The organism is Pseudomonadota bacterium (assembly GCA_039028155.1).
Classification (GTDB): Bacteria; Pseudomonadota; Alphaproteobacteria; order SP197; family SP197; genus JANQGO01.
Window position 1 is genome coordinate 1 of record JBCCIS010000010.1, and the last position, 19788, is coordinate 19788.

Below are 19788 nucleotides of genomic sequence, written 5' to 3' on the forward strand. Positions count from 1 at the left end.
CCGATCCTGCCGCTGCTGCTCGTCATCATTCTGTTGTTCCGCGACACCTTGCGCACCAGTTTCGGGCCGGAGACCGGCATCTTTATCTTGATGGTGGCGGTTATCGGCATCACCAGTTGGATGCAAACCGCGCGCATCGTCAGGGGCGATGTCCTGGCCATCAAACAGCAGGAGTTCGTCTTGGCCGCGCGCAGCATCGGCACGCGGAACCGGCGCATCATTTCCCGGCATATCCTGCCCAACGTGCTGAGCCCGATCATGGTTTCGGCGACGCTGGGTGTCGCCAACGCGATCATCACAGAGTCCGCGCTGTCGTTTCTGGGTCTCGGTTTCCCGCCGGACTTCCCGACCTGGGGCCGGCTGCTGTTTGACGGTGCCAACTTCATGACGATCACACCGGAACGCGTGATCTGGCCCGGACTAGCCATCTCGCTCACGGTGCTCAGCGTCAACTACATCGGCGACGGGCTGCGCGACGCCCTCGATCCCAGGCTCAGGGGGCGTTAGCGGGTTGCATGGCATAGTGATTGGCGGGCGGTTCGCAGGCGATTAAGTTGCTGCGACCCGCGCCGCTGCATGTCCAGACGAGGAACCCTGCACCATGATCGACCTCTATACGGCGGCGACGCCGAACGGCCAGAAGATCCACATTATGCTGGAGGAGACCGGTCTCGAGTATCGCGAGACCTGGATCGACATCGACAAGGGCGACCAGTTCGATCCGGCGTTCCTGAAAGTCAGCCCCAACAACAAGATACCGGCGATCCTGGATACAGATGGCCCCGATGGCAAACCCATGGCTGTCTTCGAGTCGGGTGCCATTCTGCTCTATCTCGCCGAGAAGACCGGCCAGTTCCTGCTCGAGGAACCGCGCAAGCGTTGGGACACGTTGCAATGGCTGTTCTGGCAGATGGGCGGCTTCGGCCCGATGCTGGGCCAGGCCCATCACTTCAATGCCTATGCACCGATGCGCCCTGACGGCGCCGTCGTGTTGCCCTATGCGCAAGAGCGCTACACCAACGAAGCCTCGCGCCTTTATGGCGTGCTCGACAAGCAGTTGAGCGAGCACAAATACGTCGCCGCGGACGATTACACGATCGCCGACATGGCGATCTTCCCGTGGTGCCGGCTCTACAAGCGCCAGAACCAGGACATCGACAACTTCCCAAACGTCAAACGCTGGTTCGCCGAGATCAGTGAGCGCCCGGCTGTCGGCAAAGACATGAACAAGCTTGAGGACATCGTGGACGGCTTTACCAAGGAAAGCTGGGAGACCTCCTTCGGCCAACGCCAACGCGAGCAGAAGTAACCAAAGGCTGACCTCTCACGTCGCTCATAAGGGATGATCGCGTGACGACACCATCGACGGTTTCGCCTGATCAGGCGGCAAGAGGGCAAGGTCTGACGTTATGGGTCATTCTTGCCGTAATCCTGGTGGTCGGCTGCGCGCTGAGGGTTGTGAGTGCGCTTGGCGATCTTTCCATCGACGAAATCTGGAGTCTCTACATCCTCGACTGGTACGCCCAGTCGCGCGATGACGCTGCGATCCTGGTTCTCGCCGGTCACGACAACACGCATCCCGTTAACACGATCTATATGGCGGTCGTGCGAGGCATTTCGGGCTCTGAACCGGCGGCTGTCGTCTATCGCGCACTGTCGGTCGTTGCCGGATCGCTCGCTGTCGTATTGGCGGCTGGTCTAGCGCTGCAACGCAGCGGTATTGAGGCCGTCTTCGCCGCGATGTTGGTCGCCATGAGTTATCCGTTGATACACTACAGTGGCGAAGCGCGCGGCTACGCGCTCATGCTGACCATGGCGATTGGCGCGTTGTGGGCACTGGAACGCTGGCTCGATACGGAAAGCCCGTCCGCTAGGCTGTGGTTTGCACTTTGCGCGACGGTCGGTGTGTTGTCGCACCTGATGTTCGTGCTGGCATTGGCGGCGCTTGGCTTGATGGCGCTGGCATCCGGACGTGTTGGTCTCAGTGGCCGTCGTGTTCCCTTAGGCCAGCTTGTCTCGCTTTTCCTGGCGCCAGGTGTCGTGGCAGTTGGTTATGCCCTCTACTTTCTGATGTTCGGTATCTACGGCAATAGCGAACCGACTGATGTTGTCGAGAGTGCGGGAGCACTGGCGGGTTACTCCATCGGAACCGGGATGCCGTTTCCCTATGCCTTATCGCTCGTTGTCTTTGTCGTGCTGGCGGCGTTCGCGATTGTCGTGGCACCGCGTTCGCCGCGGCTCGTGTTCGACAGTGCCATCATCTTCGTTGTTCCGCTGGTACTGATCTTGGCCGACCTCGTGCATTACCCGCAGCCGCGTTACTTCCTGCTTTCCGCCCTGTTCGCGCTTCTGGCGTTTGCTCGTCTGCTCGGTTGGCTGGTCAATCGAGGCCATGCGATGCGTGGGCTCGCCGTATTGCTTGTCGTGGCTTACATCGGCGGGCAGGTCATGTTGCTGCGGAGTTTCTTCAACGACGGGCGCGGCGCGTACGGTACCGCCGTCGCGCAGATGATGGCGGTGCCTGATGCCGACTACCCGGTCAGGGTCGGTGGCAGTCAGGATTATCGTCTGGCCATGATGACCGGATACTTTGCGCGGAAGGCCGGCCATAGCGATGACCTGATCTATATCAACGACGACTCGAGTATGCCGCTGACATGGTATGTGCAGGAAGACCGCCACCAGATCGGAGATTTTCCGTTGGCGCAGTGGGTCGATCGCGCAGGCGGACGGGTGGCCTATGAACTGGTGTGGGTGACACGACCCTGGGGACTTTCCGGTCAGGCGTGGGCGCTTTATCGCCCCACGCCTCGGGCCGAGCAGATGTTGAGTGGAGAAGGTGAGGGCGGCGGATAGTTGTTGAATTGGGTTTTGCACTGCACTAGCCCTGCTGCTGTGTCCATCCGGATCGGGCCATGGGGGGTGACGCGAGCATGGAGTTGATCGACACGTTTTTTGATGCCGCGCCCTTGGCGGCACTCTTTGTGACCGTGGCGCTGGGTTACTTCGTCGGCAAGTTCAAGGTCGGGCGGTTCGTGTTGGGCGGTATCGCCGGTACCCTGCTGGTCGGCGTCGCCATCGGCCAGTTTGACGTCAAGATCGACAGCTCCATCAAGACGATCTTCTTCGCGCTCTTTATCTATGCCGTCGGATACCAGGGCGGTCCCCAGTTCTTCCATGCGCTGAACCTTCGCTCGCTCAACCAGCTCGTCTCTGCCTTCATCATGTGTTTTATGGGGCTGCTGACCGTGCTTGCCGCCGCCTGGCTGTTCGATCTGGATCGTGGCATGGCGGCGGGTTTGGCGGCCGGTGGCCTGACCCAATCGGCCATTATCGGCACGGCCGGTGACGCGATCGCCCGGCTTGATGTTTCGCCTGAGCTAATCAAGCAAATGGAGACCAACGTCGCGGTTGGTTATGCGGTCTGTTACATCTTTGGCTCGCTGGGGCCGATCATCTTGGTCTCCTGGTTCTTCCCGACAGTGATGAAGTGGGACATCCGCGCCGAGGCGCTGAAGCTTGCCAAGGAAATGTCGGGCGGCAAGGCGGAGCTGGAGCCCGGTCAGTTCAACGCGGTGCGTTCGGTCGTCACGCGGGTCTTCGAGGTCGCCCCCGACCACCAGGCCGCCGGCAAGACAGCGCTGGCGATCGACAAGGACCATCCCGACCTCGTCATCGAGACCGTCACCCGGGACGGAAAGACCCTGGACGCCGCCGATGACACGGTCGTCCAGGCGGGCGATACGGTGGCCGTTACCGGCAGGGTGGCGGAGGTTGAAAAGGCCGCCGCCTACATTGGCCCGGAGGTCGTCGCGCCAGGCGATTTCCAACTGGTCGAGGAGAACCGCGACGTCATCCTGACCAATCGGAAGCTAGTGGGCCGCCATCTGCAGGACTTCCGCGACTCCGTCGACGACGACGCCTGGCGCGGCACGTTCCTGATGGCGGTCAGACGGATGGGACGGGAACTGCCGCTGTTGCCGAAGCTGGAACTGAAGCGGGGTGACGAACTCACCTTCACTGGCCGGCCGAAGGCGCTTGACCGGCTGCAGGCGCAAGTCGGTTACAAGATTACCGCGGCCGCCGTAACCGACTTCATCTTCTTTGGCGTCGGCATGACGCTTGGCATCCTGCTCGGTCTGGTTCAGTTCAAGATCGCCGGCATACCCGTCACTATCGGGACCGGCGGCGGCTGTTTGCTGTCGGGCCTGTTGTTTGGCTGGTTGCGTAGCGTGCACCCACACTTCGCGGCATTACCGACCGGCGCCTCGAACTTCCTGCGCGACTTCGGGCTGGCAGTCTTTGTCGGGGTGGTCGGCCTGACCGCTGGACCGCAAGCGCTTGTCACGATTCAGCAGAGCGGTATCACGCTTTTCCTGCTCGGCGTCGCCGTCACCATCATCCCCACCATCATCACGTTCTACATTTCGTACTATCTGTTGCGGATCCGCAACCCGATCGAGGCGCTGGCATGCATGGTCGGTGGCCGCAGCGCCAACCCGGGTTTTGCCGCTTTGCTCGACAAGGCGGGCAACGCGACGCCTGTGGTTGCCTTCACGGTCACCTACGCCGTCGCCAACGTGTTCCTGACACTGTGGGGGCCGATCATCGTCGGGATCATCGATGTGAACCCGCCGTCTTGAGGAAGAGTGGCGTAACCGAGGGCACAGGATTTATTGGAGAGATCCCATGACGAAGCAGGACCTCAGCAGTTTGGCGGACCTCAGCCCGTTTGAGCTGAAAGACAAACTGATCGACATCGCCTCGTCGAGCGCCGACCACATGATGCTGAACGCGGGGCGCGGCAACCCGAACTTCTTGGCGACCTTGCCGCGCCGCGCCTTCCTGCGTCTGGGCGAGTTCGCCATGCACGAGGCCGAGCGTTCCTACGCCTATCTCAACAGCGGCTTCGGCGGTTTGCCCGAACGCGACGGTATTGTCGATCGCTTCGAGATCTATGCCCAGAGCCATGCCGACGCGCCAGGCGTCGGTTTTGTTCAGGCCGCGATGACGTACGTGAAGGATCAGCTTGGCATTGCCCGCGACGAATTCCTGCTCGAGATGGTCGCCGCTTTCCTAGGCTGCAACTACCCGGTGCCGCCGCGCATGCTGGTGAACAGTGAGAAGATCGTGAAGGCCTACTTGGCTGAGGAAATGTATGGATCACGACCACGTGGCGGCAGTTTTTCACTGTTCGCGACGGAAGGCGGCACGGCGGCCATGACCTACGTGTTCCAGACACTCAGGGTCAACGGTCTGATACACCTCGGCGACAAGATTGCCCTGGGGACACCGATTTTCTCGCCCTATCTCGAAATTCCGCCTTTGCCCGACTACGACATGGCGGTCATCGACGTGCGCATGGACGAGGCGTCTGATTGGCAGATCCCGACCTCTGAGTTGGAGAAGCTGATGGACCCGGCGATAAAGGTGCTTTGTGTCGTCAATCCCAGCAACCCGCCGTCGACCAAAATGGCCGATGAGACACTCGCGGCGCTGGCCGACCTTGTCGATGACAAGCGGGATGATCTCATGATCATCACCGATGATGTTTACGGCACCTTCGCAGACGACTTTGTTTCGTTGTTCGCTGTCTGCCCGCGCAATACGCTTTTGGTCTATTCGTTCTCGAAGTACTTCGGTGCCACGGGCTGGCGCTTGGGTGCGATGGCGTTGCACGATGACAACGTATTTGATGATGCGCTCGGCGCGTTGCCAGAGGACGTGAAGGTCGGTCTCGACACGCGGTATTCCAGCTTGACGACAACGCCTCGCGATATTCGCTTCATCGACCGGCTGGTTGCCGACAGCCGTGCCGTCGCGCTGAACCACACCGCCGGCCTCTCGACCCCACAGCAGCTTCAAATGAGTCTCTTTGCGCTGCACGGGCTGATGGACCGCGATCACCGATACAAGGACGCGGCCAAACACCTGATCCGTGACCGCTATCGTACCCTGTGCCTCCACATCGGTATCGAGCCTGTGCGCGGCCCCAACGAGGTCGACTACTACAGCCTTATCGACCTGCAGCAGCTGGCGGGGCAACTCTATGGGTCAGACTTCGCGGCCTGGTTCACGAACGGCAACAAGGGTACGGACTTCTTGTTCCGGCTGGCCGACAAGACGGGCGTTGTCCTGTTGCCGGGCAAGGGGTTCGAGGTCGTCGATGCGTCAGCCCGTGTTTCGCTCGCCAACCTGACCGAGGCTGACTATGCGGCCATCGGCGGGTTTACCCGCGAAGTCCTGGATAGCTACTATGAGGACTACAAGAAGGAGACGGGCGGATAGGACCGTCCAGCCGCGGTTGTGAGTGCCGGATTGCTGCGGCAGACTGCATCCATGACCGAGGCGACGCCAAATCAGCCTGCCGATCGTTCGCGGGATGTCTCCAGGGGGCTGGCGGCCATTCTGGCGCTTGATGCGGTTGGCTTTTCCGGCGCCATGGAGCGCGACACGGGCGCCGCGCATCGACAGATCTCAAACCATCGCGACAACGTCTTCGCGCCTGCGATTGCCACCCACAACGGCCGGGTCTTCAAGACGACCGGTGACGGGCTCTTGGCCATTTTTGCAAGCGTCTTGGATGCGGTCGAATGCGCACACGCGATACAACAAACTCTAGCCTCGCGCGGTGAGAACCACGACGAGACGAGTTTCGCCTATCGCATCGGTATCGACCTGGGCGACGTGCTGAACGATGCCGGCGATATCTATGGCGAAGGGGTCAATGTGGCCGTGCGGCTGGAGGCGAAAGCACCCGCCGGCGGCCTGTGCGTCTCGCAACGGGTTCGCGACGCGATTGGTCACCAGACCGATCTGAACTTTCGCGATGGCGGCATGGTGCAGCTGAAGAACCATTCGCGGCCGGTCCAGATCTACTTGCTGCACCCCGATCGAGCGACGTGGCAACGACGAGATGTTGCGGATGACGCGGAAGAACGGCCGCCCTTGTCGATTGCGGTCTTGCCCTTCGACGATATGAGCGACGGGGCTGATCACGCCTACTTTTGCGATGGCGTCACGGAAGACCTGATTACCGAACTCGCCCACATTCCCGGTCTCTTCGTCATCGCGCGTCACTCAAGCTTTGCTTACAAGAACCAATCCATCGACGCGCGGCGGATCGGAACCGAGCTCGGCGTGCGGCACTTGGTCGAGGGCAGCGTCCGGCGCGCCGGAGATCGCGTTCGTATCACCGCCCAGCTCATCGAGGCCGAGACCGGGCATCATCTGTGGGCCGAACGCTATGACCGCAATGTCGAAGATATCTTTGCCGTGCAGGACGATGTGGTTCGCCATATCGCCGAGGCACTGTCGCAGGCGCTGGGTACCGGGAAACTGCAGCCGCAACCCGCCGTACGGCCCAATGACCTGTCGGCCTATGAGTGGGTTGTGCGGGGGCGCCAGAACATTCTGCGCGCCCAGGGACGTGAGGATGCCAAGGAGTCATTGGAGCGCGCGATCGCGATTGACCCCGATCTCTGCGATGCCCATGCTTGGCTCGCCGTCTACTACTACACCGACTCCTTCCTGTATCACCTGGAGAACGCACGGGAGAGCCTGATCCGTGGATACACGGCCGCGGATCGCGCGATTGAGACCGGCCCAAACAACTCGCTGGCCCATATGGCGCTCGGCATGGTCAGTCTGTATGCCGGCCGGCGCGCGATTGCTCTTCAGTCACTGCACCGCGCGCTGGAGTTGAACCCCAACGAAGCCGACGCGCTTTGTCTGATTCAGGAAGCCTACACGTTTAACGGCGAGCCCGAAAAAGGTGTCGAAAGTGTCCGCACGGCCAAGCGGCTCAACCCTCACTATCCGGAGTGGTATGTTTGGCACCTGGGGTTCGCGCTCTATTGCATGGGCGATTACGAGGGCGCGGCCGAAGAACTCAGCAAGCTGCGCGATATTGCCGAGCCGCTGCGCATACTGGCCGCCGCGCTCGCACGGTTGGGACGCATGGATGAAGCACGGTCTGTTGTAGAGCGCTTTATGAGCGCCTTTCCGGACTTCTCCTCGGCCAAGTGGGGGGCAACCCAACCCTTCCGCAACGCCGCCGAGTTGGAACACGTTCTGGAAGGCTACCGTCTTGCTGGGTTGCCGGCGTGACATGGTGCCGCGCGTGAACCATGGATAAGGCACTCCAGGTCTTGTTTGCCGCTGTCTTTGACGACAGTCGCGATCCGGTGGCGGTTCGGAACGGGCCGGACGATGGCGATGTCGCCTATGCCAATCACGCCTATCGGCAAGACGGCGAGGGGCCGGAAAAACCAGCCGGCGGAATGGCGATCGTGGCGATCGACGGCGTCGGTTCGTTGAATGTTGTCATTGATCCAGCGGCTGGCGCAGCCAACAGACCCACCCATGACGACGTTGCGGCCATCGGGCCGGTGCTTGATTCAATTGCCAACGGCGTCGTCGTTCACAGCTACTTCCGCCCGCTGTTCATGAACCGCGCGGCGCGAACCATGCTCGGCCTGGAGGGGAACCAGGCAGTGGTGGACGAGCCGACGTTGTTGCGTTTCGTGACCGCTGACGGACTGCCTGATCTCCTGGAACGGCACATCGCGGCACAGAACGGCAGCCCACTCGCACCGCAGACAATCGGCTTCACCAGTGCGAACGGTGAGGCCCGGTGGTTGGAGGTGAGCGAGTCCAAGGTTTCCTTCGGCGGATCCGATGCCACCATCATGACATTGGTCGACGCCAGCGATTTGGTGCAGGCCGGCGCGCGCGAGGTGCTGTTGCGCGAGGCGATCGACAATCTCTCCGACAGTTTTGTGCTGTACGACGCCGACGAGCGCGTCGTGCTGACCAACCAGCGTTTTCACGAGGTCTTTCCCTATCTGCCGGCCCAAGACGACATTGTCGGCGAGTCCATGGTCGATTTGGTGCGCACCAGTGTCGAGCAAGGTGCGGTTACCGACCCGACGTTTCACGAGACGGACACCGATACCTGGATTCAGGAGTTCATCAACTTGAGGCGTCGGGCGAAGCTGGCGCTTTCGGAAGACACATGGCCGAACGGGCGCTGGGACCTGGTCAAGGAGCAACGTCTGGACTCCGGCGGCTTTGTGTCGGTGCGTACCGACATCACCGAACGCAAGCGGGTCGAGTTCGCGCTTAAAGACCAAGAGGCGCGGCTGAACGATGAACTTGCTGAGCGCACGAAGCACCTTTCGGCGGTTCTGTCGAATGTCGCCCAAGGCGTGCTGGTCCTGTCACCGGATCTTGAGGTCATCCTGACCAATCAGGGTTTTCACGACCTGCTCGACTGTCCGCTGGAGTTCAGCACACCGGGCACGCCCGTCGCCGATCTGATCGAGGACCGCATTCGCCGCGGTTTTCTCTATCCCAAAGAACGCGAGGAAGGGCGGGACATCGCCGAGCTGGTTGCCGAGCGGATCGAGAGTTACTTCTTTGTCAGCGGCCAGGAGTACCACCAGCTGGAGATTGGCGAGCGCACGATTGAAGCGCGGCGCGACCGGCTCGGAGATGGCAGCTTCATCGTCACCTATACGGACGTGTCGGACCGCGTGCGCGCCGAACAAGAGGTCGAACGCCAGCGCGAGGCACTCTATCAAAGCGAAAAACTCTCAGCGCTGGGCATGCTTCTCGCCGGTGTCGCGCACGAGCTGAACAATCCACTTCAGGTGGTCCTGGGCCACGCCGCGTTGATGGAAAGCGATGCCGCCGACACCGAACTGGGTAAGCGGGCGGCCACAATCCTGGGCGCCGCCGAACGGTGCGCGAGGATTATCAAGACGTTTCTGGCGATGGCGCGCGACACACCGGCGTCACGCCGGCCGGTGCAGGTCAACCAGCTTGTCGACCACGCGCTGGAGCTGATGGGCCATCAGTTAAGCCTCAACAACATCCGGGTCGACATCAATCTCTCGCCCGGCCTGCCTGATGTTGTCGGCGATCCCGATCAGCTTAACCAGGTCATCGTCAATCTCTTGATCAACGCCATGCAAGCCATGGAGGAGACTAACGATCCCAAGGTGATCGCCGTTGAGACTCGGCTCGACGCGGTGTCGAAGGCGGTTGAGCTGGCGGTCTCGGACTCCGGCAACGGCGTGCCCGACGCGATCAAGACACGCATTTTCGATCCCTTCTTCACGACAAAGCCGACGGGCGTTGGCACCGGCGTCGGACTTGCCGTCTGCCATGGCATGGTGGTCGCCCATGGCGGGACGATCAGTGTCGAGGATGCGGCGGAGGGCGGCGCGCGGTTCTGTGTCAAGCTGCCGTACCAGTGGGGTTCCGGCAGTGTCGAACCCATCGCTGATGTGCCGTCGGAAGCGATCCGTGGCAAACGCGTCCTGATCATCGACGATGAAGCCGATATCCGCGATCTCTTGGGCGATATTCTGCAATCGCTGGATTTAAGGATAGATGGCGCCGCCGATGGCCGCGAGGCGTTGGACCGTCTGGAAACCGGCGACTATGACCTCATCATTTGCGACCTCTGGATGCCCGATCTGGATGGCAAAGCGGTCTATGCGGAGATGGAACGCCGGGTGCCCCATCTGCTGGATCGTCTGATTTTTGTCACCGGCGACCTCTTGAGCCAGCCAACCGACGCGTTTCTGACCAAGACCGGGCGTCCTTACCTCACCAAACCCTTTCTGCCGGGTCAGGTCCGCAGCACCGTCGCCGATCTGCTGGCTGATCCTTAAGATCGTCAGCAACATATTCAAATCGTTGAGTTTTATGGATCACCGCGACACTTTGTTGCACACTGTGCGGTAAGACTGATGCGGCAGGATCTATGCGAGCATGCCTCCTTACGTTGCCGACATACCGGCCAAGCCAATACCTGGCGGGCTCCGACGGCGCATGTCGGCGCGTTCGGTGGTGACATCGTGACAGATAGCCACGTGATCGTTGCCGTCCGGCGTGCGCTTGGGCGCTGCCTGTTGGCGGTATTGGCAGCGGGTGCCGTACTCGCCGCGTGCGCACCGGTGGGCCCCGACTTTGTCGAGCCACAGGCGGCGGTCGAAGCGGAGTGGACCGAGCCGGCGCCGTTGGTGGTGGGGCAGGGAGCGGACCCCGATCCGCGGTGGTGGACGACGTTCAACGATCCGGTTCTGACCCAGTTGATCGAAGTTGCGCAAAGCAACAACCCGACCCTGCAGGCCGCGGGCGTCGCCGTGTTGCAGGCGCGCGCGCAGCTTGGTATCGCGCAAGGGCAGATCTATCCCCAGCAGCAGGAAATCCGCGGCAAGGTGGAGTATGCCCGTCTGGATGACGATACGTTCCGGCGGTTCAACTTCCCCGAACAGAACCTGGCAATCGACCAGGTCGCGCTCCAGGTGGCCTGGGAGATCGATTTCTGGGGCAAGTTCAGGCGCGCCATCGAGTCCGATCAGGCAGCGCTTGAGTCGTCGATCGCGGCTTACGACGACGCCCTGGTGTCGCTGACCGCCGACGTCGCGAACTCCTACATCAACATACGCGTGCTTCAGGAGCGACTTGTGGTCGCCTGGTCCAACGTGGTGACCCAGGAAGAGAACCTGAGAATCGCCGAGGTTCGTTTCAAGTATGGCGAGACGAGCCAGCTCGACGTCCTACAAGCAGAGACGCAGCTGGCGCAGACCCAGGCGCAAATTCCGGAGTTCGAGAACAGCCTGGCCCAGGCTAAGTACGCCTTGGCTGTCCAGTTGGGCGTCACTCCCAATGCGATCGATGCGTATCTGGCGCCAGTCGAACGATTGCCGCAGGTGCCCGACGTGGTTGGTGTTGGGATACCGCGCGATCTGCTGCGCCGGCGCCCGGATATTCGCGAGGCCGAGGCCGCCGCCGCCGCCCAATCGGCCGCCATCGGTGTCGCCGAGGCCGCGCTCTATCCTTCGTTCTCGCTGGGCGGCTCGTTCGGCTTTGGCTCCAGCAATGTCTTGAACTCATCGCTGACCGATATCTTCCGCTGGGACAGTCGGGCGTTGAACGCGGGCGCGTCGTTTGTGTTTCCCATCTTCAACTACGGCCGGCTGATCAATCAGGTCAGGGTTCAAGATGCCGCGTTCCAGCAATCGGTCCTGAACTATCAAAACGTTGTTTTGACCGCGCAGCAGGAAGTGGAAGAGGGTTTGGCCTCGTTATCGACGTCGAAGGATGCCGCAGCCGTCTTGGCCGAGGCAGTCGGTGCGGCCGGCAGGTCGACGGAACTGTCGATGGTCCAGTACAAATCGGGCGAGACCGACTACACGACGGTGCTGAATGCCGCGGATGCCCAATTGGCGGTCGAAGACTCGTTGGTCGTGGCGAGAGGCAATGAGCTACTGAGTGTCGTCGCCATCTACCGCGCGCTTGGGGGCGGCTGGCAGGTGCGCGAGGCGACAGGTTTTGTATCGCAAGGCGTGGTTGATGAGATGGAGCAGCGAACGGATTGGGGTGGCATGATTGACGAGGTGAACGATCCCAATCTTCAGTCAAGTGACGTTGAGTAGGGTAGGGCTGATGATCAGTCGTAACGCCAAACATTCGGGTTTGTGGATGAAGAGCCTCTTGGTTCTGCTCATCGCCGGCGCCGGTATCTGGCTGATGTCGTTGCCGTTGGCGGCTCAGGATCAGTCGCAAAGCCAACAGGACCTGCCCAAGGTCACGGTGGCTTACCCGACGACCATGGACATCGCCGATGCCATTACCTTCACCGGCACCGTCGCCGCATCGCAGTCGGTCGATCTTGTCGCGCGTGTCGAGGGGTATCTTGAGCAGGTTTACTTCGAAGACGGTTCGTTCGTTGAGGAAGGGCAGTTGCTGTTCACGATCGAGCCCGATCAGTACGAGCAGAACCTGTTGCTTAACCTGGCGGCCTATCGAAGCGCCGAGCAGGAGCTTGAGCGTCAGCGTGCGATGCTGGCCGAAAACGCTACCTCCGTTGCATCACTTGAGAACGCGCAGTCCCAGCGCGATCAGGCGGCGGCCCAGGTGCGGTTGTCGGAGATCAATCTGGGCTACACCATTGTCAGTGCGCCGTTTAGCGGGCGGATCGGACCGCGTCTGGTCGATCCGGGCAATCTCGTGGGCGCTTCCGGCAGTCCCACTGTGATCGCCACCTTGGATCGCCTGCAGCCGATCTATGTCAATTTCAACTTGAATGAACGCGATGCTCTGAGGGTCCGCGAGATGGTGCGACAGGAAACCGACGAGGTGATTCCCGGCGTCGGCTTTGCGCCCGTCTATATTGGTCTGAGCAACGAAACCGGTTACCCCCACGAGGGAACACTGGACTTCGTCAGCAGCACGGTCGACGCCTCAACAGGCACGATCCAGATGCGCGGCGTGTTCCCCAACTATGACCGCTTGTTGTTCCCTGGCCTTTTCGTGCGTGTGCGTATCCCGATCAGCCAACCGAAGCCCACACTTATGGTGCCCAATCTAGCAGTCGGCGAGGATCAGCAGGGTCGGTTCGTGCTGGTTGTCAGCAGCGATGACGTGGTGCAGCGAAAGGCCGTCGAGACCGGGCCCCTGGAAGGCAGTTTGCGTGCGATCACCAGTGGCATTAGCGCGGATGACCGCGTGGTCGTCAACGGCTTGGTCAATGCCAAGGTCGGTGCAAAGGTCGCGCCGCAGGAGCAACAGGCCACGTCGGCCACAAGCGAAACCCAATAGGTCACCGAGCCGGTCATGCTGTCAAAGTTCTTCATTGAGCGGCCCGTTCTTTCGAACGTTATCGCGCTGGTCATTCTCCTGATTGGCGGTGTTTGCATCTTCACCTTGCCGGTTGGCCAGTACCCGCCGATCACGCCGCCGACCATTCAGGTTACCGCCTATTACCCGGGCGCCAACGCCAAGATCGTGGTCGAGACGGTGGCCTTGCCGATAGAGCAAAAGGTCAACGGCATTCAGGACCTGCTCTATATGGAGTCGACCGCGACAAATGACGGTCGCTATGCGCTCGTCGTGACGTTCGAGGTCGGCACCGATCCCGACGAAGCCCAGGTTCTGGTGCAGAACCGGGTATCGGCCGCACTCGCCAGCCTGCCCAGCGCGGTGCAGGAGCAAGGTGTCGTAACTGAGAAGAAGTCAACATCGATCCTGCAGATCGTGACGCTGACATCGAAGAACGATGAGTTCGATGCGCTCTTCCTGAGCAACTACGCCACGATCAACCTGCACGACGAACTCGCCAAACTGACAGGTGTCGGCGATGTGCTGGTCTTTGGCATCGGCGAGTACAGCATGCGGATCTGGCTGAACCCGGAAGAGATGCTGGTCCGTTCTTTGACGCCCGCCGATGTCATCAATGCCATCCAGGAGCAGAACCAGGAGGTCTCGGCCGGCCAGACCGGCATGCCGCCGGTGCCGGAAGGCCAGGATTTCCAGATTACGGTCAATCTCAACGGGGCGCTGACCGAGGTCGAGCAGTTCGAGGAGATCATCGTCAAGGCAGCCGATGACGCCGGCGCCCAGGTTACCCGCATTCGCGACATCGGCCGTGTCGAGCTGGGCAGTGAGAATTATGGCCAGGCTTTTACCCTGAACAACAAGCCTGCGGCGGGCCTGGCGATCTTCCAACTGCCTGATGCCAACGCCCTGGATGCCGCCCAGCAAGTCAGGGACACCATGAAACGGATGTCCGCTGACTTTCCCGAAGGTCTTGAGTACGGCATCCCGTTCGACACCACGATCGTCGTCGAGAAGTCGATCGACGAGGTCTATATGACGTTGTTCGAGGCCGGGATCCTGGTCTTGATTGTGATCGTCATATTCCTGCAGGACTGGCGGGCAACCCTTGTGCCGACGACAACCGTGCCGATCACCATTGTCGGCGCATTCGCGGCGATGGCGCTGATGGGGTTCAGCATCAATATCCTGACACTGCTGGCGTTGGTGTTGTCGATCGGCATCGTGGTCGACGATGCGATCGTTGTCGTTGAAGGCGTCACCCAGGAGATCGAAAAGGACAAGAAACCGAAGGTGGCCGCGGTCGATGCCATGCGTCAGCTGTTCGGCCCGATCGTCGGTATCACGCTGGTGCTGATGTCCGTCTTTCTGCCGGCGGCCTTCATGCCGGGCATCACAGGCCAAATGTTCCGCCAGTTTGCCCTGGTGATCGCCGCGACGGCGCTGATCAGCGCGATCAACGCCATTACGCTTAAGCCGACACAGTGCGGCCAGTGGCTGAGGTCCGTGCCAAAGACGAAACGAAAGTTCTTCGTCTTCCGCATCTTTGACTGGCTCTACGACCCCTTCGAGCGTTGGTATGTCCGCTTGATCGGCCGTATGGTCAACCACAGCATCCTAATGTCGCTGATCGCGCTCACCCTTGTCGGGTTGGCGTTCTTTGGCCTGACACGCATCCCGACCGGCTTCATCCCGATCGAGGACGAAGGTTACGTGGTCGTCGCCGCCTATCTGCCGGATGGCGCCTCGCTGGAGCGCACGGAAGCGACGATGAAGGACATTTCCGATCTCTCGCTCAACATTCCAGGCGTCGAGTATGCGGTCGCGATCAGCGGTATGTCGTTGCTGGAGAGCAGCGCCTCGCTCGCCAATGCCGGCGTTGCCTATCTGGTTCTAAAGGACTGGAGCGAGCGTGGCGATGGCGAGGATCTGTTATCGATCTACAATAATCTCAACGCCAAGCTGAAGGAGCTGCAGGAGGCCCATACGCTTGTCGTCATCCCGCCGCCGGTTCCCGGTATCGGTCTGTCGGGCGGCTTCGAGATGATGATCGAAATGACCGATGGCAGTTTTGACTATCAGGAACTGCAGCAGGTGACTGACGCCATCGCCGCGGCCGCGCTGAGTGAACCGGAGGTCCTCAACGCCTTTTCGACCTTCAGCGCCCAGGCGCCCCAGGTCAGCGTCATCGTCAATCGCCAGCAGACCGAGGTGTTCGGTGTTGCCGTCGGCGATCTCTTCAACACGCTACAGGCTTATCTTGGCTCGGCCTATGTCGGCCAGTTCACCAAGTTCGGCCACAACTTCTCAATCTTCGTTCAAGCCGATCAGCAGTACCGGCTGCAGCCGGAAGACATCAAACAGTTCTATGTGCGCAGCCAAAGCGGCGACATGGTCCCGGTCGGCTCGGTCGCCGACATCCAATCGGACCAGGGCCCGGGCGTCGTGACACTCTACAACCTCTACCCGGCGGCCGAGGTCAACGGCATCGCGAACCAGGGCTACAGCTCCGGTCAGGCGATCGAGCTCCTGGAGCAGATCGCCGACGAAAACCTGCCGTCGAACATGCGCTACGAGTGGACCGGCTTGTCGTATCAGGAGCAACTGGTCGGCAACTCCGCCTATTTCATCTTCGCGCTTGCGGTCACGCTCGTGTTCTTTGTCCTGGCCGGCCAATACGAGAGCTGGGTGACGCCGGGCAGCGTGTTGTTCGCGGTCCCGTTGGCGCTTTTGGGCACCGTCGCCGTGTTGCTGGGGATCGGTATCGCCAACAACCTTTACGTCCAGATTGGCCTAGTCTTGCTGATAGCGTTATCGGCCAAGAATGCGATCCTTATTGTCGAGGTCGCGCGCCATTTGCATGCCCAAGGTGTCGACGTGCGCGAAGCCGCCGTCAAGGCTGCCGAGACCCGGTTCCGGCCAATCCTGATGACCTCGTTCGCCTTTATCCTGGGCGTTGTTCCTCTGGTCCTGGCGAGCGGCGCCGGCGCCAACGCCCGCAAGTCGCTGGGCATCACCGTTTTCACTGGCATGCTGGCGTCGACCTGCCTGGCGGTGCTGTTCGTGCCGTCCTATTACGTCGTCTTGCAGCGTTGGCAGGACTACCGCGCGCGCAAGAAGGAAAAAAAGGCGGCCGCCAAGGCCTCGCCCTGACAAACATCAGAAAGAAAGAGCCCGTAGGTCAGCACGGGCTCTTTTCACGTTGAGTGTGCTCGATGATCAGGACTTCGCGAGAATGTCGCGAATCTCCTCCAGCAGAACCTCTTCGCGCGGTGGCGCTGCCGGTTCCGCTGGCGCCTCCTCTTCCTTGCGCTTGGCGGCGTTCATGGATTTGACCAACATGAACACGACCCAGGCAACGATCACAAAGCTGATGCAGTTGTTGATGAAGACGCCCCAGTTGATGGTGGCGGCGCCGGCCTCCTGCGCGGCGGCGAGCGACTCGTACGCGCCGTCCCCCAAGACGGTAAAGATGCTGGTGAAGTCGACACCGCCGGTAAAGTAACCGACGATCGGCATCAGGATGTCATCGACCATCGACTTCACGACGCTGGTGAAAGCCGCGCCGATAATGATGCCGATGGCCATGTCCATCACGTTGCCCTTAATGGCAAACTCCTTGAACTCCTTAAACATGCTCTAATCCCCCCAGATTAAGACTCTTCCTTCCCGACAGTTTGGTAGCACGGTGCTGCTTGGGCCGGAAACCCCCTTATGCGCCAGCAGCTTAAGTGCAAAATGCCAAGGCCTGCGACCACAGATTGTGCGAGCGATCTTGAGCCCCGCCAGCCGCCCCTGGCGCAACGCCAATCTGTGAATTGTTCTGACCAATTCACGGGTCACAGCCGCTAGTCGGCAGCGTGGCGTCGGTCTGCCTAGGTGCCGCGCTGCTCGGCAATCGCCTGGACCAGGGCACGTATATCCGCAGGTCCTGCGGGTTTTTCCAGATAGGGACGCTTTGACGACTTGAGGAACTGATGGATGTCGGTGCTCAACGTGTCGCCGGTGATAAAGGCGATGCACGACACCAGCTCTGGCCGCGATTCCTCGAGATGCCGGAACAATGTGGGGCCGTCCAGACCGGGCATGCGCAGGTCGCTCAAGATGACGTCGAAGTCGTTCTGGGCGATGAGTTCCAATGCGCGTTTGCCGGAGTTGGCGGTTTCCACGTCATGGCCGTCGAATCGCAGGATGTCGGCGACGAGCTCCGTCATGTCTTCCTCGTCGTCAATCGCCAGAATCGAAAGCTGGCGCGCGCCTTGTGTCGTGCTTTCCATCGTCAACTGTTCCGCCCTCTCGGCGTGATGGCAGGGCAGCTTGATAACAAACGCCGTGCCGTCCTTACACGCATCGTCCAGCTTGATGCGCCCACCATGGGTCTCGATGATACGATGACAAAGTGCCAAACCGATACCGGTGCCTTTGCCCGTGGCCTTGGTGGTAAAAAATGGTTCAAAGATACGGTTGCGTATCTCGCTTGGAATACCCGGGCCGCTATCCTTGACCTTCACGACCACGTCACCGGTCGTCGGCCGGAAGGATGACGTCAGCTTCAGCACCCGGTCATCGCTATGGTTTTCCATTGCATGTTTGGCATTGATGATCAGGTTTGCAATGACCTGGCTGATCTGGCCGAAGTCGGCCGCGACCGCCGGCAGCTTATGTGACAGGTGGCGAGAGATCTTGATGTCGGCGCTGTTCAGGTCATCGTCGCAGACTTCCAACGCGACATCGATCGCGTGATTGACGTCAATTGGTTCGCTGATCGACGGTTGCTGGCGCGCCATGGCCAGGAACGTCTTGACGATGCGTCCGCATCGTTCGGCCGCATGTCCGATGCGATCGGCACGGTCCTTCATCTGTTCGTCGGCCGCTGATTCGGCCAACAGGATCGCCTGCCCGACGACCACCGACAACGGGTTGTTTAACTCATGGGCGACACTGGCCAAGAGTTCGCCCATCGCGCTCAACTTTTCGTTCTGGTGGAGCACCTCTTTTTGGCGCTCCAACTCATCCTCGAACGCCAGGCGTTCGGTCAGATCGACCATGCTGGATATGGCGACGGGCGGTCCATTGGTCTGCAGAAGGCGGCTGGTGACGGAAACCCAGATGACGTCGCCGTCGGCCCGTTTGACCTGGAACTTCAGATCGCGAACCTCGCCAGTCTTCTTGATCTCGGCCAGATAGGCTCCGCGATCGCCGGGGTCTGCATAGAAGTCGACGACGTTGCGTTGTTCTCTTGCCGGCCACTCGACACCCAAAAGTTCGGACGCCGCGGGGCTTTCGTAGAGTATACGCCCGCTATCGATTTCGACCAGCCACACCGGCAGCGGGTGCGACTCGACGATCCTGCGGAACTGCTGTTCGCTCTTACGCAGTTCTTCTTCGGCCAGAATACGCTCGGTGATGTCGATGCTGACCGTAGCGACGTGGCTGACATTGCCGGTGTCGTCCTTGATCGGTGTCTTCGAACTGAACCAGACGGAACGCTCACCATTGATGCGGTATTCACCCTCGCGGTTCAGAACCGCCATGCCGCTCTTCAAGACCTGGCTGTCATCATCGGTCCCGTTCAGGTCCTTGTATTGCATCCGACGTTTCTGGTCGTCGGTGCGACCGATCATATCTTCCGGCGAAACACCGAACATGGCAGACAAGTAGCGGTTCACCAAGACGTAGCGGCCCTCGCGGTCCTTGATATTGATGGCCGCTGGCGCCGCATCGATGACGCTGCGCAGGAAGGTTTCGCGTTCGCGCAGCTCATGGCCGACCGCTTCCAGCTCATGTCGCCGCTCCCGGCTATCGGTGTCATACACCGCCAACAAACGACGCAGGATGTCAGAGCATGTTGCGACGACTGTCGCAGGGTTGATCTCCTGGCGCGTGCCCAACAGATGCTCAAGGGCCGCTTGATTGAGCGCGGCCAGTTCCTCCAAATCGATACCGCGCTCCAGCAACTCGCGACCTAAGGCATCGGCGGTCGCGAGGTACAAATCGTCCGCTGCCGTCAGACAGGCCGTCACCAGATTGATGTATGCCTTAAGGGTCTTGGCGTCCGGCATGCTGCCACCCAGGGACTGAGCTGTTCACACCGGCGTGAGGCGCCGGCCCGATCCTGGATATAGGCATGCCGTCGATGTCGCGTCCGGCGTGAAA

The 19788-nt window shown here is 60.7% G+C and carries 12 protein-coding genes; 10 read left to right on the forward strand and 2 right to left on the reverse strand.

What is annotated here, in order from left to right:
- The 10 genes from AAF563_07260 to AAF563_07305 all read left to right on the forward strand — a co-directional run.
- A partial coding sequence (locus AAF563_07260; GenBank protein MEM7121054.1) for an ABC transporter permease occupies positions 1 to 507 on the forward strand: 507 nt, incomplete at its 5' end.
- 94 nt (positions 508 to 601) lie between these two features.
- On the forward strand, positions 602 to 1309 hold the full coding sequence (locus tag AAF563_07265) for a glutathione S-transferase N-terminal domain-containing protein (protein MEM7121055.1): 708 nt from the start codon (positions 602 to 604) through the stop codon (positions 1307 to 1309).
- Positions 1310 to 1350: 41 nt separating this feature from the next.
- On the forward strand, positions 1351 to 2856 hold the full coding sequence (locus AAF563_07270) for a glycosyltransferase family 39 protein (GenBank protein ID MEM7121056.1): 1506 nt from the start codon (positions 1351 to 1353) through the stop codon (positions 2854 to 2856).
- Positions 2857 to 2933: 77 nt separating this feature from the next.
- Entirely contained in the window at positions 2934 to 4643 is a 1710-nt protein-coding gene (gene aspT / locus AAF563_07275; protein ID MEM7121057.1) for an aspartate-alanine antiporter, read from the forward strand.
- A 46-nt stretch (positions 4644 to 4689) separates the two neighbouring features.
- On the forward strand, positions 4690 to 6288 hold the full coding sequence (locus AAF563_07280; GenBank protein MEM7121058.1) for a bifunctional aspartate transaminase/aspartate 4-decarboxylase: 1599 nt from the start codon (positions 4690 to 4692) through the stop codon (positions 6286 to 6288).
- A 51-nt stretch (positions 6289 to 6339) separates the two neighbouring features.
- On the forward strand, positions 6340 to 8109 hold the full coding sequence (locus tag AAF563_07285; GenBank protein ID MEM7121059.1) for an adenylate/guanylate cyclase domain-containing protein: 1770 nt from the start codon (positions 6340 to 6342) through the stop codon (positions 8107 to 8109).
- A 20-nt stretch (positions 8110 to 8129) separates the two neighbouring features.
- Complete coding sequence (locus AAF563_07290) at positions 8130 to 10682, forward strand: PAS-domain containing protein (protein MEM7121060.1); 2553 nt, start codon at positions 8130 to 8132, stop codon at positions 10680 to 10682.
- Positions 10683 to 10868: 186 nt separating this feature from the next.
- The gene (locus AAF563_07295; GenBank protein ID MEM7121061.1) at positions 10869 to 12452 is read left to right on the forward strand and encodes an efflux transporter outer membrane subunit; all 1584 of its coding nucleotides are present in this window, start codon (positions 10869 to 10871) and stop codon (positions 12450 to 12452) included.
- Between the two features lie 10 nt (positions 12453 to 12462).
- Positions 12463 to 13617, forward strand: coding sequence for an efflux RND transporter periplasmic adaptor subunit (locus tag AAF563_07300; GenBank protein ID MEM7121062.1), 1155 nt, complete (start codon positions 12463 to 12465; stop codon positions 13615 to 13617).
- 15 nt (positions 13618 to 13632) lie between these two features.
- Positions 13633 to 16785 (forward strand): efflux RND transporter permease subunit, encoded by a 3153-nt coding sequence (locus AAF563_07305; GenBank protein ID MEM7121063.1) that lies wholly within the window; start codon positions 13633 to 13635, stop codon positions 16783 to 16785.
- 66 nt (positions 16786 to 16851) lie between these two features.
- On the opposite strand, the gene mscL is transcribed toward AAF563_07305, so the two are convergent.
- The gene (mscL, locus tag AAF563_07310; GenBank protein MEM7121064.1) at positions 16852 to 17268 is read right to left on the reverse strand and encodes a large conductance mechanosensitive channel protein MscL; all 417 of its coding nucleotides are present in this window, start codon (positions 17266 to 17268) and stop codon (positions 16852 to 16854) included.
- Positions 17269 to 17507: 239 nt separating this feature from the next.
- Entirely contained in the window at positions 17508 to 19694 is a 2187-nt protein-coding gene (locus AAF563_07315; GenBank protein MEM7121065.1) for a PAS domain S-box protein, read from the reverse strand.
- Positions 19695 to 19788 lie beyond the last annotated feature (94 nt).

Excerpts from the sequence above, each read along its gene's own strand:
- AAF563_07265 (MEM7121055.1), top strand. The coding sequence starts at position 602 with ATGATCGACCTCTATACGGCGGCGACGCCGAACGGCCAGAAGATCCAC.
- aspT (MEM7121057.1), top strand. The coding sequence starts at position 2,934 with ATGGAGTTGATCGACACGTTTTTTGATGCCGCGCCCTTGGCGGCACTC.
- AAF563_07280 (MEM7121058.1), top strand. The coding sequence starts at position 4,690 with ATGACGAAGCAGGACCTCAGCAGTTTGGCGGACCTCAGCCCGTTTGAG.
- AAF563_07285 (MEM7121059.1), top strand. The coding sequence starts at position 6,340 with ATGACCGAGGCGACGCCAAATCAGCCTGCCGATCGTTCGCGGGATGTC.
- AAF563_07290 (MEM7121060.1), top strand. The coding sequence starts at position 8,130 with ATGGATAAGGCACTCCAGGTCTTGTTTGCCGCTGTCTTTGACGACAGT.
- AAF563_07300 (MEM7121062.1), top strand. The coding sequence starts at position 12,463 with ATGATCAGTCGTAACGCCAAACATTCGGGTTTGTGGATGAAGAGCCTC.
- AAF563_07305 (MEM7121063.1), top strand. The coding sequence starts at position 13,633 with ATGCTGTCAAAGTTCTTCATTGAGCGGCCCGTTCTTTCGAACGTTATC.
- mscL (MEM7121064.1), bottom strand. The coding sequence starts at position 17,268 with ATGTTTAAGGAGTTCAAGGAGTTTGCCATTAAGGGCAACGTGATGGAC.
- AAF563_07315 (MEM7121065.1), bottom strand. The coding sequence starts at position 19,694 with ATGCCGGACGCCAAGACCCTTAAGGCATACATCAATCTGGTGACGGCC.